13 protein-coding genes are annotated in these 14,559 nt (G+C 62.5%); all 13 read left to right on the forward strand.

From position 1 onward, the window contains the following. Positions 1–495 (forward strand): glutamate ligase domain-containing protein (locus F753_RS29515; RefSeq protein ID WP_023444290.1); only part of this gene is annotated, 495 nt, incomplete at its 5' end. After that, positions 488–1,864 carry a UDP-N-acetylmuramoyl-tripeptide--D-alanyl-D-alanine ligase gene (locus F753_RS29520; protein ID WP_023444291.1) on the forward strand — a complete coding sequence of 459 codons (1,377 nt, stop codon included), beginning with the start codon at positions 488–490 and terminating at the stop codon, positions 1,862–1,864. The genes F753_RS29515 and F753_RS29520, both read left to right, overlap by 8 nt. Further along, on the forward strand, positions 1,864–2,946 hold the full coding sequence (gene mraY, locus F753_RS29525; protein ID WP_023444292.1) for a phospho-N-acetylmuramoyl-pentapeptide-transferase: 1,083 nt from the start codon (positions 1,864–1,866) through the stop codon (positions 2,944–2,946). The genes F753_RS29520 and mraY overlap by 1 nt, the downstream gene beginning before the upstream one ends. A gap of 6 nt (positions 2,947–2,952) precedes the next feature. Further along, entirely contained in the window at positions 2,953–4,296 is a 1,344-nt protein-coding gene (gene murD / locus F753_RS29530) for a UDP-N-acetylmuramoyl-L-alanine--D-glutamate ligase (protein WP_023444293.1), read from the forward strand. Continuing rightward, entirely contained in the window at positions 4,296–5,519 is a 1,224-nt protein-coding gene (gene ftsW / locus F753_RS29535) for a putative lipid II flippase FtsW (protein ID WP_014821339.1), read from the forward strand. Before murD ends, ftsW begins: the two co-directional genes overlap by 1 nt. Beyond that, positions 5,509–6,579: an undecaprenyldiphospho-muramoylpentapeptide beta-N-acetylglucosaminyltransferase gene (murG, locus tag F753_RS29540; RefSeq protein ID WP_023444294.1), complete on the forward strand. Its 1,071-nt coding sequence runs from the start codon at positions 5,509–5,511 to the stop codon at positions 6,577–6,579. The genes ftsW and murG overlap by 11 nt, the downstream gene beginning before the upstream one ends. Beyond that, positions 6,572–8,029 carry a UDP-N-acetylmuramate--L-alanine ligase gene (gene murC / locus F753_RS29545; protein ID WP_031297283.1) on the forward strand — a complete coding sequence of 486 codons (1,458 nt, stop codon included), beginning with the start codon at positions 6,572–6,574 and terminating at the stop codon, positions 8,027–8,029. The genes murG and murC overlap by 8 nt, the downstream gene beginning before the upstream one ends. After that, positions 8,026–8,970 (forward strand): D-alanine--D-alanine ligase, encoded by a 945-nt coding sequence (locus F753_RS29550; protein WP_014821336.1) that lies wholly within the window; start codon positions 8,026–8,028, stop codon positions 8,968–8,970. The genes murC and F753_RS29550 overlap by 4 nt, the downstream gene beginning before the upstream one ends. A gap of 2 nt (positions 8,971–8,972) precedes the next feature. Further along, the gene (locus F753_RS29555; protein WP_014821335.1) at positions 8,973–9,830 is read left to right on the forward strand and encodes a cell division protein FtsQ/DivIB; all 858 of its coding nucleotides are present in this window, start codon (positions 8,973–8,975) and stop codon (positions 9,828–9,830) included. A gap of 12 nt (positions 9,831–9,842) precedes the next feature. Next, on the forward strand, positions 9,843–11,090 hold the full coding sequence (gene ftsA / locus F753_RS29560) for a cell division protein FtsA (protein ID WP_014821334.1): 1,248 nt from the start codon (positions 9,843–9,845) through the stop codon (positions 11,088–11,090). 49 nt (positions 11,091–11,139) lie between these two features. Then, positions 11,140–12,327, forward strand: a complete 1,188-nt coding sequence (gene ftsZ, locus F753_RS29565) for a cell division protein FtsZ (protein WP_014821333.1) — start codon at positions 11,140–11,142, stop codon at positions 12,325–12,327. A 115-nt stretch (positions 12,328–12,442) separates the two neighbouring features. Further along, positions 12,443–13,354, forward strand: coding sequence for a UDP-3-O-acyl-N-acetylglucosamine deacetylase (gene lpxC / locus F753_RS29570; protein ID WP_003302766.1), 912 nt, complete (start codon positions 12,443–12,445; stop codon positions 13,352–13,354). 484 nt (positions 13,355–13,838) lie between these two features. After that, the coding region (locus F753_RS29575) for a reverse transcriptase domain-containing protein (protein ID WP_023444296.1) at positions 13,839–14,559 on the forward strand (721 nt) is incomplete at its 3' end.

The following is a 14,559-nucleotide window of genomic DNA, read 5'->3' on the forward strand; positions in this document are numbered from 1 at the left end:
CTGCAGGCCCCCGCCGGTCGCATGCAGCGGCTGGGTGGCGGCGACCATCCGCTGATCGTGGTCGACTACGCACATACCCCCGATGCGCTGGAGAAAGTCCTCACCGCGCTGCGTCCACACGCGCGCGGCAGGCTGCTTTGTCTGTTCGGTTGCGGCGGTGATCGTGATACCGGCAAGCGCCCGCTGATGGCTGAAGTCGCGGAGCGGCTGGCCGACGGCGTCGTGGTCACCGATGACAATCCGCGCAATGAGGCGCCTGAACAGATTCTCGAGGGTATCCGTTCGGGGTTCAGCAATCCTGCAGCGGTCACTTTCAGCCATGGCCGCGCGCAGGCAATCGCCAGTCTGATCGCGGCCGCGCGAGCGGAAGATGTGGTCGTGCTGGCCGGCAAAGGTCACGAGGACTATCAGGAAGTTCGCGGCGAACGCTTGCCGTTCTCCGATCTCGAGGAAGCCTGCAGGGCGCTGTCCGTCTGGGAGAAGGCCAATGCTTGAGTCGATGCGCCTGAGCGAATTGCAGCTACCGCTGTCTGGCCGCCTGGTCGGAGCGGATGCCAGCTTCACTGCCGTCAGCACAGACAGTCGGGCCATCGAACCTGGCCAGCTGTTCATCGCGCTGACCGGGCCACGCTTCGATGGTCATGCCTATCTGGCGGACGTCGCCGCCAAAGGCGCCGTTGCAGCACTGGTCGAGCGTGAAGTTGCAGATGCAGGCCTGCCGCAGCTGGTCGTTGCCGATACCCGGTTGGCGCTTGGGCAGCTCGGCGCGCTCAATCGCGCCGCATTCAACGGTCCGGTCGCAGCCATCACCGGCTCCAGCGGCAAGACCAGCGTGAAGGAAATGCTCGCCAGCATTCTACGCAGCGCCCATGGCCAGGACGCCGTACTGGCCACTCGCGGCAACCTCAACAATGATTTGGGTGCGCCACTGACGCTGTTGGAGTTGAGCACCAGTCATCGCAGCGCCGTCATCGAACTCGGCGCTTCGCGGCCCGGCGATATTGCGTATACCGTCGATCTGGTGCGCCCGGATGTCAGCGTAATTACCAATGCGGGCACCGCCCACGTCGGCGAGTTCGGTGGCCCGGACAAGATCGTCGAGGCTAAGGGCGAGATTCTCGATGGCCTGAACGCATCCGGCACCGCCGTGCTCAACCGTGACGACAAGGCCTATTCGATCTGGGCCGAGCGCGCTGCGGGCAAGCGCATCGTATCGTTCGGCTTGGACGACCCCCTCGTGGATTTCTCCGCCGGGTCGATCGCCTACGACCAGCGTGGCTGCCCGAATTTCGTGCTGACTGGCCCGCTGGGCAATCTTCGCACCCAGCTCAATCTGCTGGGCCGGCATAACGTGGCCAACGCCTTGGCGGCAGCCGCGGCAGCCTATGCGCTGGGTATCGAGGCCGAGGCCGTAGTGGCGGGGCTGGAAAGCCTGCAACCGGTCAAAGGCCGAGCCGTGGCGCAAATGCTGGCCAATGGTGTGCGGCTGATCGACGACAGCTACAACGCCAATCCGGCATCGATCTGCGCCGCCATCGACGTGCTGGCCAGCTTTGCCGGTCGCACAATCCTTGTGCTTGGCGATATGGGCGAGCTGGGCGAGTGGGCCGAGCAGGGCCATCGCGACGTCGGCGCCTATGCCGCTGGCAAGATCGACACGCTTTATGCCGTCGGGCCTCTGATGGCCCATGCAATTCAGGCATTCGGTCCAGGCGCTCGGCACTTCGCCGACCAGGCCAGCCTTATCGACAGCCTGCGAGCCGAACAGGGCAGCGGTACCACCATTCTGATCAAGGGCTCACGCAGCGCGGCGATGGACAAAGTCGTCGATGCGCTCGCTGGGCCATCCATGGAGAAACACTGATGCTGCTGCTGCTCGCCGAGTATCTGCAACAGTTCCACAAAGGCTTCGCGGTCTTTCAGTACCTGTCGCTGCGTGGAATTCTCGGCGTCCTCACCGCGCTGGTGCTGTCGCTGTGGATGGGCCCTTGGCTGATCCGTACGTTGCAGATGCGCCAGATTGGCCAGTCCGTGCGTACCGACGGTCCGCAGTCGCACCTGTCCAAATCCGGCACGCCGACCATGGGTGGTGCGCTGATCCTCAGCGCCATCAGCATCAGCACCTTGCTCTGGGCCGATCTGTCCAATCGCTACGTCTGGGTGGTGCTGGCGGTGACCTTGCTGTTCGGCGCGATCGGCTGGGTCGATGACTATCGCAAGGTGATCGAGAAGAACTCCCGCGGCTTGCCAAGCCGTTGGAAGTATTTCTGGCAATCGGTCTTTGGCCTCGGCGCCGCGGTCTTCCTTTATATGACTGCGCAGACACCGGTCGAAACCACGCTGATTCTGCCGCTGCTGAAGCACATCGAGATCCCACTCGGGATTGGTTTTGTCGTGTTGAGCTACTTCGTCATCGTCGGCTCGAGCAACGCAGTCAACCTGACCGACGGCCTCGACGGTCTGGCGATCATGCCAACGGTCATGGTCGGCGGCGGTCTGGGCATCTTCTGCTACCTCTCCGGTAACGTGAATTTTGCCGAGTACCTGCTCATTCCTTACGTGCCGGGTGCGGGCGAGCTGATCGTCTTCTGCGGCGCGCTGATCGGTGCCGGCCTCGGCTTTCTCTGGTTCAACACCTATCCGGCTCAGGTCTTCATGGGCGATGTCGGCGCGCTGGCGCTCGGCGCGGCGCTGGGCACCATCGCCGTGATCGTTCGCCAGGAAGTGGTGCTGTTCATCATGGGCGGCGTGTTCGTGATGGAAACCCTCTCGGTGATGATCCAGGTGGCGAGCTTCAAGCTGACTGGCAAGCGCGTGTTTCGCATGGCGCCGATCCATCACCATTTCGAACTCAAGGGCTGGCCCGAACCCCGGGTGATCGTGCGCTTCTGGATCATCACTGTGATCCTGGTGCTCGTCGGCCTTGCCACCCTGAAACTGAGGTAATCAAGAGTGCTCATCGCTTCCGACCAGTTCCGCATCGTTGTCGGCCTCGGCAAGAGCGGCATGTCCCTGGTTCGCCATCTGGCGCGCCGGGGGCTGCCGTTTGCCGTCGCTGATACCCGTGTGAACCCGCCGGAGTTGGCGACGCTCAAGGCCGAGTATCCAGACGTGCAAGTGCGCTGTGGCGAGCTGGACGTCGAGTTTCTCTGCACCGCCAGCGAGCTGCTGGTAAGCCCGGGTCTGGCGATCAGTACGCCGGCGCTGCAGGAAGCGGCGGCGCGTGGGGTCAAGCTGTCCGGTGATATCGAGCTGTTCGCCCGGGAAGCCAAGGCGCCGATCATTGCGATCACCGGCTCCAACGCCAAGAGCACTGTGACCACGCTGGTCGGCGAGATGGCCGTGGCGGCAGGGCGCACCGTGGCAGTTGGTGGCAACCTGGGCACGCCGGCGCTCGATCTGTTGGCAGACGACGTCGAGCTTTATGTGTTGGAGCTGTCCAGCTTTCAGCTGGAGACCACCGAGCAGCTAAATGCCGAAGTGGCCACCTGCCTGAACATCAGCGAAGACCATATGGACCGCTACAGCGGCCTGCCAGCCTATCATCAGGCTAAACACCGAATTTTCCGCGGCGCGCGTCAGGTGGTGGTCAATCGCGATGACCGGCTCAGCCGTCCGCTGGTCGCGGATGACCTGCCGACCTGGACCTTTGGCCTCGGCAAGCCGGACTTCAAGGGCTTTGGGCTGTTCGAGGAAAAAGGCGAGAAGTACCTGGCGTTCCAGTTCGATGCGCTGATGCCGGTTCGCGAGCTGAAGATGCGTGGTGCGCACAATCAGTCCAATGCTCTGGCAGCGCTGGCGCTGGGGCACGCGGTGGGTCTGCCGTTCGAGCCGATGCTGGAGACGTTGCGCCAGTTCGTAGGTTTGCCGCATCGCTGCCAGTGGGTTGGCCAGCGTGGCGACGTCAGCTATTACGACGATTCCAAGGCCACCAATGTCGGTGCCGCGCTGGCTGCGATCGAAGGCCTGGGTGCGGATATCGACGGCAAGCTGGTGCTGATCGCCGGTGGCGATGGCAAGGGCGCAGACTTCTCCGCGCTGCGCGCGCCGATTGCACGCTATTGCCGTGCCGTGGTGCTGCTCGGTCGTGATGCGCAACGTCTTGCGGACGCGCTGGCCGATGCCACCACCCTGGTTCATGTCGCAACACTGGGCGAAGCCGTGCAGCGCGCCGCCGAGTGTGCCGAAGCGGGCGATGCGGTATTGCTGTCGCCGGCCTGTGCCAGTCTGGACATGTTCAAGAATTTCGAAGAGCGTGGCCGCCTGTTCGCCGCTGCGGTGGAGGCGCTCGACTGATGCTTGCCTTCCTGCGCCATGCACCTTCGCCCTTGTTCGGCCGCCGCGGTCTGGATCTTGACTTCCCCATGCTCGCCGGATGTCTGGCTTTGCTTGGCCTGGGTCTGGTGATGATTACTTCGGCGTCGTCCGAAGTCGCGGCGGTCAATGCCGGCAATCCGCTGTATCACATGAGTCGCCATCTGGTTTATGTGGCGCTGGGCCTCGGCGCGGGAATTGCGATGCTGCTGGTACCGCTGTCGGTCTGGCAACGTCTGGACTGGATGCTGCTGCTGGCGGCGTTCGGCCTGCTGATCCTGGTCCTGCTGCCGGGAATCGGCCGGGAAGTGAACGGTTCGATGCGCTGGATCGGTTTCGGCGCCTTCAACGTGCAGCCGTCCGAGCTGGCGAAAGTCTTCGTGGTGATCTACCTGGCCGGCTATCTGGTGCGCCGGCAAGAGGAAGTTCGCGAAAGCATGTGGGGCTTTGCCAAACCCTTCCTAGTCCTGCTGCCCATGGCGTTCCTGCTGCTGCTGGAGCCCGATTTCGGTGCGACCGTGGTCATGATGGGCGCCGCAGTGGCGATGTTGTTCCTCGGTGGTGTTGGCATGATCCGCTTCAGTCTGCTGGTGATCGCCGCGGTGGGTGCCGTGGTGGTGTTGGTGCAGACCCAGGAATACCGTCTGCAGCGCCTGATCACTTTCACCGACCCCTGGGCCGATCAGTACGGCGCCGGCTACCAGCTGACCCAGGCGCTCATCGCCTTCGGCCGCGGGGAGTGGTTCGGCGTCGGCCTGGGTAATAGCGTGCAAAAGCAGTTCTACCTGCCCGAGGCGCATACGGACTTCGTATTCTCCGTACTGGCCGAAGAGCTGGGCATGGTCGGCGCACTGGCGACCATCGCGCTGTTCGCCTTCGTCGGTGTTCGCGCACTGTATATCGGTCTGTGGGCAGAGAAGGCCCGGCAGTTCTTCGCGGCGTATGTGGCCTGGGGGATGGCGTTCCTCTGGCTGGGACAGTTCCTGATCAACGTGGGAGTAAACGTAGGTCTGCTGCCAACCAAGGGCCTGACGCTGCCGTTCCTCAGTTATGGCGGCAGCTCGCTGGTGGTGACCTGCGCAAGCATGGCGCTGCTGCTGCGCATCGAATGGGAAAGCCGCACCGTGCTGGGCAGCGAGGACACCGAGTTCGACGAGGCCGATTTCGCCGAGCCGCCGGCCAAGGAGGTCGCCCATGGCCGCTAATGTACTGATCATGGCCGGCGGCACCGGTGGCCACGTTTTCCCGGCGCTCGCCTGTGCTCGTGAGTTCCAGGCCCGCGGCTACTCCGTGCACTGGCTCGGCACGCCGCGCGGCATCGAGAACGAACTGGTACCCGCCGCTGGCCTGCCGCTGCATCTGATCCAGGTCAGCGGATTGCGCGGCAAGGGCATCGTTTCGCTGATCAAGGCACCGCTGCAGTTGATTCGCTCGCTGTTCCAGGCGCGTCGCATCGTGCGCGAGCTGCAACCGGTCTGCGTGCTGGGGATGGGCGGCTACGTTACCGGTCCGGGCGGACTGGCTGCCAAGCTGGCCGGGGTACCCCTGGTGATTCACGAACAGAACGCCGTCGCTGGGACCGCCAATCGTTGCCTCGCGCCGCTTTCCAGTCGCGTCTGCGAAGCCTTCCCGGAAACCTTCAAGGCCAGCGCCAAGCGCCGCACCACCGGCAATCCGGTGCGTGAAGAGCTGTTCCTCGAGACGCCCCGCGATGCCCTTGCGCATCGTCGCCCGCGCCTCCTGGTACTAGGCGGCAGTCTCGGTGCCGAACCGCTGAACAAACTGCTGCCCGCCGCGCTCGCCCAGGTACCGGCGGATGTGCGGCCGCAGGTGTTTCATCAGGCCGGCAAGCAGCACGCCGATATCACCACGCAGCGTTATGCCGAGGTCGGCGTCGAGGCGGAAGTCGCGCCCTTCATCAAGGACATGGCGCGGGCCTACGCCTGGGCCGATCTGGTCATCTGTCGTGCCGGAGCGCTCACCGTTTGCGAGCTTGCCGCCGCTGGGTTGCCATCCTTTCTGGTGCCGCTGCCCCATGCGATCGACGACCACCAGACACGCAATGCCGAATATCTGGCGAAGGAGGGCGCTGCCGTCCTTCTGCCGCAAGCCAAGACTGATGCGGCCGTGCTTGCCGCTCAGCTGACCGAGGTAATGATGCAGCCGGAAAAACTCAAGGCCATGGGCGCCATCGCGCGCCGTCTGGCCCGGCCCGACGCCACCCGCAGCGTGGTCGATATCTGTCTGGAGGTGGCCCGTGGCTAAATCTCCCGCCGCGGTAAAAGCCGAAGTCCGCCGTATGCGGCGCATTCGTCGCATTCACTTCGTGGGTATTGGCGGGGTCGGCATGTGCGGCATCGCCGAGGTGCTGCTCAATCTCGGCTACGAGGTGTCGGGCTCGGACCTCAAGGAATCCGCCAGTACCGATCGGCTGCAGAGCTTCGGTGCGCAGATTTTCATCGGTCATCAGGCCGGCAATGTTGCCGGCGCCGACGTGCTGGTGGTGTCCAGCGCGGTCAATTCGGCCAACCCGGAAGTCGCCCTGGCGCTCGAACAACGTATTCCAGTGGTTCCACGTGCCGAGATGCTTGCCGAGCTGATGCGCTACCGGCACGGTATTGCTGTCGCCGGTACCCATGGCAAGACCACTACTACCAGTCTGCTGGCTTCGGTTTTTGCCGCCGGCGGGCTCGATCCGACTTTCGTCATCGGTGGCCGACTCACTGCGGCCGGTACCAACGCGCAGCTCGGCAGCAGCCGTTATCTGATCGCCGAGGCCGACGAAAGCGATGCCAGCTTCCTGCACCTGCAGCCGATGGTCGCGGTGGTCACCAATATCGATGCCGACCACATGAGCACCTATGGCGGCGACTTCGGCAAGCTGAAGAAAACCTTCGTCGAGTTCCTGCACAACCTGCCGTTCTACGGCCTGGCAGTGCTCTGCGTCGACGACCCGTTCGTTCGCGAGATCATTCCGCAGATCGGCCGGCCGATCACGACCTACGGTTTCAGCGAAGACGCCGACGTGCGCGCCACCAATGTCCGTCAGGAAGGCATGCGTACCTTCTTCACGGTGCTGCGCGATGGTTGTGAGCCGCTGGATGTGTCAGTGAACATGCCGGGCAACCACAACGTGCTGAACGCCCTGGCCACCATCGCCATTGCTACCGATGAAGGTATCGACGACGAAGCCATCGTCCAGGGCCTCGCGGAGTTCGCAGGCGTCGGCCGCCGCTTTCAAGTCTATGGCGATCTACCGGTCGAGGACGGCAGCGTGATGCTGGTCGACGACTACGGTCATCATCCGCGCGAAGTCGCCGCAGTGATCAAGGCAGTCCGCGGTGGCTGGCCGGAGCGGCGCCTGGTCATGGTCTATCAGCCCCATCGCTACAGCCGCACCCGCGACCTCTACGACGACTTCGTGCAGGTGCTCGGCGAGTCCAACGTGTTGCTGCTGATGGAAGTCTATCCGGCTGGTGAGGAGCCGATCCCCGGCGCCGACAGCCGGCAGTTGTGCCACAGCATCCGCCAGCGCGGCCAGCTGGACCCGATCTACGTCGAGCGTGGCGTCGACCTCGCTCCCTTGGTCAAGCCGCTGCTGCGTGCCGGCGACATTCTGCTTTGCCAAGGAGCCGGTGATATCGGTGGCCTGGCGCCGCAACTGCTCAAGAGTCCGCTGTTCGGTGGCGATGGCGCCGCGAGGAAATCCAAATGACGACCCTGCATTCGACTCGCGACCCCAAGGCGTTTGGTCGTGTCGCCGTGCTCTTCGGTGGCAAGAGTGCCGAACGCGAAGTGTCCCTGAAATCCGGCGCGGCGGTACTCGCCGCGTTGCAGGAGGCCGGTGTGGATGCGTTCGGCATCGATGCCGGCGATGACCTGCTGCAACGCCTGAGCAACGAGCGCATCGATCGTGCCTTCATCGTCCTGCATGGTCGTGGTGGCGAAGACGGCAGCATGCAGGGACTGTTGGAATGCGCCGGTATCCCCTACACCGGCAGCGGCATTCTGGCTTCGGCCCTGGCCATGGACAAACTCCGCACCAAGCAGGTGTGGCAGAGCCTTGGCTTGCCGACGCCGCAGCATGCCGTGCTGGCTACGGAGGCCGATTGCAAGGCTGCAGCGGAAACCCTGGGTTTTCCGCTGATCGTCAAACCGGCCCACGAAGGCTCTAGCATCGGCATGGCCAAGGTCGGTGGGCTCACCGAGCTGATCGAAGCCTGGCGTGCCGCCAGCAGCTACGACTCGCAAGTACTCGTCGAGCAGTGGATACAAGGCCCGGAATTCACCGTGGCGGTGCTGCACGGCCAGGTACTGCCACCGATTGGCCTGGGCACGCCGCACACCTTCTACGACTACGACGCCAAGTACCTGGCTTCCGATACCCAGTACCGCATTCCCTGTGGCCTCGACGCGGTGCGCGAACAGGAACTGAAGACGCTGTCGGCACGTGCCTGCGAAGCGGTGGGTATCCGCGGCTGGGCCCGGGTTGACGTGATGCAGGACGGTAATGGCGATTTCTGGCTGCTTGAAGTGAACACCGTGCCGGGAATGACCGATCACAGCCTGGTGCCCATGGCGGCGCGTGCTGCCGGTCTGGATTTCCAGCAACTGGTCCTGAGCATTCTCGATGACAGCCTCGAGGCGGGGAGCTAGCCATGATCGCCACGCTGCGCCATTCGCAACCCGGAAGCGGCCGCGCCTCGCGCAAGCCGGCGCAACGGGGTGCGAGCCGCCTGGTGCAACCGCAGCCGCTGTCGCAGCGCCTGCCGAAGCCGAGCCTCGCCGGGCTGAAGCGTTTCGTCTGGCCGGTGCTACTGGTCGGGTTGGCGGTCGGGCTTTACGAGCTGGGCGAGCGGCTGCTGCCCTATGCCGATCGGCCGATCGCCAAGGTCAGTGTGCAGGGCGAATTGGGCTATGTGAGTCGCGAGGCGGTCCAGCAGCGTATAGCGCCTTTCGTCGAGCAGAGCTTCTTCAAGGTTGATCTGAACGGCATGCGCCACCAACTGGAACAGATGCCGTGGATCGCCCATGTCGAAGTCCGCCGCGTCTGGCCGGACCAGGTGATGGTGCGGCTGGATGAGCAATTGCCGATTGCCCGCTGGGGGGGCGAAGCATTGCTTAACAATAAAGGGCAGGCTTTCTCGCCGGATGACCTGACCCGATATGAACACTTGCCACATTTATATGGTCCGAAGCGGGCCCAACAGCGTGTCATGCAGCAATACCAGATGCTCAGCCAGATGCTGCGCCCGCTGGGATTCTCCATTTCCCGTCTGGAGCTGCGCGAGCGTGGAAGCTGGTTTCTGACCACCAACCAGGGCGTCGAGTTGCTGCTGGGGCGGGACCAGGTTGTAGAAAAAATGCGTCGCTTCACCGCCATCTATCAAAAGGCGCTGGAGCAGGAAAGCGAGAAGATCGCACGGATCGATCTGCGCTATGCGAACGGCCTGGCCGTCGCCTGGCATGAGCCGGTCCCGACTGTGACGGATACGACCGTCGCTGCGAAGAATTGAGGAATGAAACACATGTCGAGCGTGCAAAGCGGCAAGATGATCGTCGGCCTGGACATCGGCACCTCCAAGGTGGTGGCGCTGGTGGGTGAGGTGACTGCCGATGGTGAGCTGGAAATCGTGGGAATCGGTACCCATCCTTCGCGCGGGTTGAAGAAGGGCGTGGTGGTCAATATCGAATCCACCGTGCAGTCGGTTCAGCGCGCTATCGAAGAAGCTCAGCTGATGGCTGGCTGCCGCATCCATTCGGCCTTCGTCGGCCTGGCGGGCAACCACATTCGCAGCCTGAACTCCCATGGCATCGTCGCGATCCGCGACCGTGAAGTCAGCGCCGCGGACCTGGAGCGGGTACTTGACGCCGCCCAGGCTGTGGCCATTCCGGCGGACCAGCGCGTGCTGCACACGCTGCCGCAGGATTACGTGATCGACAACCAGGAAGGTGTGCGCGAACCGCTGGGCATGTCCGGCGTGCGCCTTGAGGCCAAGGTCCATGTGGTCACCTGCGCGGTGAATGCGGCGCAGAATGTCGAGAAGTGCGTGCGTCGCTGCGGCCTGGAAGTGGATGACATCATCCTGGAGCAACTGGCCTCTGCACACGCGGTACTGACCGACGATGAAAAGGAGCTGGGCGTCTGCCTGGTGGACATCGGCGGCGGCACCACCGACATCTGCATTTTCACCGAAGGCGCGATTCGTCATACCGCGGTCATCCCGATCGCCGGCGATCAGGTCACCAACGACATCGCCATGGCATTGCGCACGCCGACCCAGTATGCCGAAGAGATCAAGATTCGTTATGCTTGCGCGTTGGCCAAGCTGGCCGGTGCAGGTGAGACCATCAAGGTTCCCAGCGTCGGCGATCGCCCACCGCGCGAACTCTCGCGGCAGGCTCTGGCAGAGGTGGTCGAACCGCGCTATGACGAGCTGTTCACCCTGATCCAGGCCGAGCTGCGTCGTAGCGGATACGAGGATCTGATCCCGGCCGGGATCGTTCTCACAGGCGGTACAGCGAAGATGGAAGGAGCCGTCGACCTGGCCGAGGAAATCTTTCACATGCCGGTGCGCCTGGGCGTGCCGCACAGCGTCAAGGGACTGAGCGACGTAGTACGCAACCCCATCTATTCAACGGGCGTGGGCCTGTTGCTGTACGGACTGCAAAAGCAGGCCGACGGCATTCCCGTGTCTGGCATCGGCAATTTCGCCGACGAATCAAAGACGTCTGTTCTGGACCGGCTCAAGGGCTGGATCCAGGGCAATTTTTAAGCAGTGCGCTGTAACAACCAAAACTAGAAAGCTGGAAGGAGAGAGGGAAATGTTCGAACTCGTAGATCATACCCCGCAAAGTGCAGTCATCAAGGTCATCGGTGTCGGTGGCGGTGGCGGCAATGCCGTGAACCACATGGTTCGCAATAACGTCGAAGGCGTCGAATTCATCTGCGCCAACACTGACGCCCAGGCGCTGAAGAAAGTTGAAGCACGCACCGTGCTGCAGCTCGGCTCGGCCATCACCAAAGGTCTGGGTGCCGGTACCAATCCGGACATCGGTCGCCAGGCGGCGATGGAAGATCGTGAGCGCATCGCCGAAGTACTGGAAGGTGCGGACATGGTGTTCATCACCACCGGCATGGGCGGCGGCACCGGTACCGGCGCTGCGCCGATCATCGCTTCGGTAGCCAAGGAAATGGGCATCCTTACCGTCGCCGTGGTCACCCGTCCGTTCCCCTTCGAGGGTCGTCGTCGCATGCAGGTGGCCGACGAAGGTATCCGTGCGCTGTCCGATTGCGTCGATTCGCTGATCACTATCCCCAACGAGAAGTTGCTGACCATCCTAGGCAAGGACGCCAGCCTGCTGGCCGCTTTCGCCAAGGCTGATGACGTACTGGCCGGTGCGGTCCGTGGCATCTCCGACATCATGCAGCGTCCGGGCCTGATGAACGTCGACTTCGCCGACGTCAAGACCGTTATGGGCGAGATGGGTATGGCGATGATGGGCACTGGTTGCGCCACCGGTCCGAACCGTGCTCGCGAAGCCACCGAGGCTGCCATTCGCAACCCGCTGCTGGAAGACGTCAACCTGCAAGGCGCACGTGGCATTCTGGTCAACATCACTGCTGGTCTGGACCTTTCGCTCGGCGAGTACGCTGCCGTGGGCGAAATCATCGAGGCCTTCGCGTCCGATGAGGCCACCGTCAAGGTTGGTGCCGTGATCGATCCGGATATGGCAGATGAGCTGCATGTCACCGTGGTCGCTACCGGGCTCGGTCCGCGCAATGAAAAGCCGGTCAAGGTCGTCGACAACACCGTGCAGACCTCTGTTGCCGCTTCCGCCGCTCCGGCACCGCGTCAGCATGAGCAGGCCGCGGTCAATTATCGTGACCTCGAGCGTCCGACTGTCATGCGTAATCAGGCGCATGCAGCTGCCACCGCAGCCAAGCTGAATCCGCAGGAAGATCTGGATTATCTGGACATTCCCGCGTTTCTGCGTCGTCAGGCCGATTGATTGAATTTATCAGGAGTATCGTTGTGATTGGTGTTCAGCAAAGTTGGCTTCTGCTATTATCGCCGCCAATTGTTGAAAACTATTCGCAACTAGCGCTAAAGCGAAGCAAAAGGCCATGATCAGACAACGCACCCTGAAGAACATCATTCGCGCCACCGGCGTCGGCTTGCATTCGGGAGAGAAGGTTTATCTCACCCTGAAACCGGCACCGGTGGATACCGGAATCGTGTTCTGTCGCACCGACCTTAACCCGCCTGTGGAGATTCCTGCGCGGGCCGAGAACGTTGGCGAAACCACCATGTCCACGACATTGGTCAATGGTGACGTCAAGGTCGACACAGTGGAGCATTTGCTGTCGGCAATGGCTGGCCTGGGGATCGACAACGCCTACGTCGAACTCTCAGCGTCGGAAGTGCCGATCATGGATGGTAGCGCTGGACCTTTCGTATTCCTGATTCAATCCGCCGGCCTGCAGGAGCAGGACGCCCACAAGAAGTTCATCCGCATCAAGCGTGAAGTGACAGTCGAGGAAGGTGACAAGCGCGCTACCTTCCTGCCTTTCGACGGCTTCAAGGTGAGTTTCGAGATCGATTTCGACCATCCGGTTTTCAAAGGCCGCACCCAGACTGCCAGTGTGGATTTCTCGAGCACTTCCTTCGTCAAGGAAGTCAGCCGTGCACGTACCTTCGGGTTCATGCGCGACATCGAGTTCCTGCGCTCGCACAACCTGGCACTTGGCGGCAGCGTTGAGAACGCAATCGTGGTGGACGAAACCAGTGTGCTCAACGAAGACGGCCTGCGTTACGAGGACGAATTCGTGAAGCACAAGATTCTCGATGCCATTGGTGATCTGTACTTGCTGGGCACCAGTCTGATCGGCGAATTCCGCGGCTATAAATCCGGCCACGCGTTGAACAACCGTTTGCTGCGCACCCTGATGGAACAAAAGGATGCGTGGGAACTGGTGACCTTCGATGACCCGCAGACCGCACCGATCTCCTACATGCGTCCGGTGGCAGCCGGCTAAGCTGTACCTCTCTTCCTAAAATTTAAGGCCACCCTAGGGTGGCCTTTTTTTATGGTGCGCCAGGCATGGCGCGTAGCGCCGTGACTGGCGCTGTCGGGTTCACTGTGGTGGTGAGCCTGGCGACTTGGAGGTGAAAGTCCTCTACACACCCGGCAAGGGGAAGTGTTAGCTGAAGGCAAGGGTGTCGCGGGCGACTGCGAATCTGAAGGAAGCCCGAGGCAAAATGCTGGCCTGACGAACAGGAAGCGGATGAGGCGGCGCAGCGGGGTGAGGTGGCCATAATCGCCAAAGCCCGATACTTGCACGGAACGCTGCGACGTAGATCCGACAGGCATAAGCAGGAAGGTCGCGCGAATTACCCTGGGAGATCTGTACGCTTGCCATTGTGCTACCGATTGTCGAGAGGCGACGGGATGGGCGTGCAGAAGTCAGCCGAGGCCGTAGTAAGTGGCGGTCAACCACGCCATCAAGGGCCGAACAGGTCATGCCGCCAGTAGGCGTCAGCGTCTCGTCGATAACCGAAATGCAGAAATTTCTCCAAGAGAAGACTGTCACCCCGAGTCCCGGCCAGAGGCCGAGGATGACGCCTGACAGCGCAGAGGTATCGGCGGCGTCGGTGACGTGGATGAACGCGGAGCCGGACACGCTGATGGAGCGGGTGCTTGCACCGGCGAATCTCAAGCGTGCGTATCAGCGCGTGGTCAGCAACAAGGGGGCGCCGGGTGCCGATGGCATGACGGTCGCCGACTTGGCAGGCTACGTGAAACAGTATTGGCCCATCCTGAAGGTCAGGCTGCTGGCAGGTGAATACCATCCCCAGGCAGTGCGGGCGGTCGAAATTCCCAAACCGCAGGGCGGTATGCGGCAACTGGGCATTCCCAGTGTCGTGGATCGCCTGATCCAGCAAGCCCTGCTGCAACAGCTCACGCCGATCTTCGATCCGCTGTTCTCGGACTATAGCTACGGCTTCCGTCCGGGCAGAAGCGCTCACCAGGCTGTCGAGATGGCCCGCACCCATGTGGCGGCGGGTCATAGGTGTTGCGTGGAACTCGATCTGGAGAAGTTCTTTGATCGGGTCAACCACGACATCCTGATGTTCTGTGTTGAGCGCCATGTCGAAGACAAACAGGTGCTCAGACTCATCCGCCGTTACCTCGAAGCGGGCGTCATGTCGGACGGGGTTGTCAGCCATCGGCAGGAGGGGG

The organism is Stutzerimonas chloritidismutans AW-1 (genome assembly GCF_000495915.1).
Classification (GTDB): Bacteria; Pseudomonadota; Gammaproteobacteria; order Pseudomonadales; family Pseudomonadaceae; genus Stutzerimonas; species Stutzerimonas chloritidismutans.

Coding starts and splice junctions, on each gene's coding strand:
- lpxC (WP_003302766.1), top strand. CDS start 12,443: ATGATCAGACAACGCACCCTGAAGAACATCATTCGCGCCACCGGCGTC.
- F753_RS29550 (WP_014821336.1), top strand. CDS start 8,026: ATGACGACCCTGCATTCGACTCGCGACCCCAAGGCGTTTGGTCGTGTC.
- ftsA (WP_014821334.1), top strand. CDS start 9,843: ATGTCGAGCGTGCAAAGCGGCAAGATGATCGTCGGCCTGGACATCGGC.
- ftsZ (WP_014821333.1), top strand. CDS start 11,140: ATGTTCGAACTCGTAGATCATACCCCGCAAAGTGCAGTCATCAAGGTC.
- F753_RS29520 (WP_023444291.1), top strand. CDS start 488: ATGCTTGAGTCGATGCGCCTGAGCGAATTGCAGCTACCGCTGTCTGGC.
- mraY (WP_023444292.1), top strand. CDS start 1,864: ATGCTGCTGCTGCTCGCCGAGTATCTGCAACAGTTCCACAAAGGCTTC.
- ftsW (WP_014821339.1), top strand. CDS start 4,296: ATGCTTGCCTTCCTGCGCCATGCACCTTCGCCCTTGTTCGGCCGCCGC.
- murG (WP_023444294.1), top strand. CDS start 5,509: ATGGCCGCTAATGTACTGATCATGGCCGGCGGCACCGGTGGCCACGTT.
- F753_RS29555 (WP_014821335.1), top strand. CDS start 8,973: ATGATCGCCACGCTGCGCCATTCGCAACCCGGAAGCGGCCGCGCCTCG.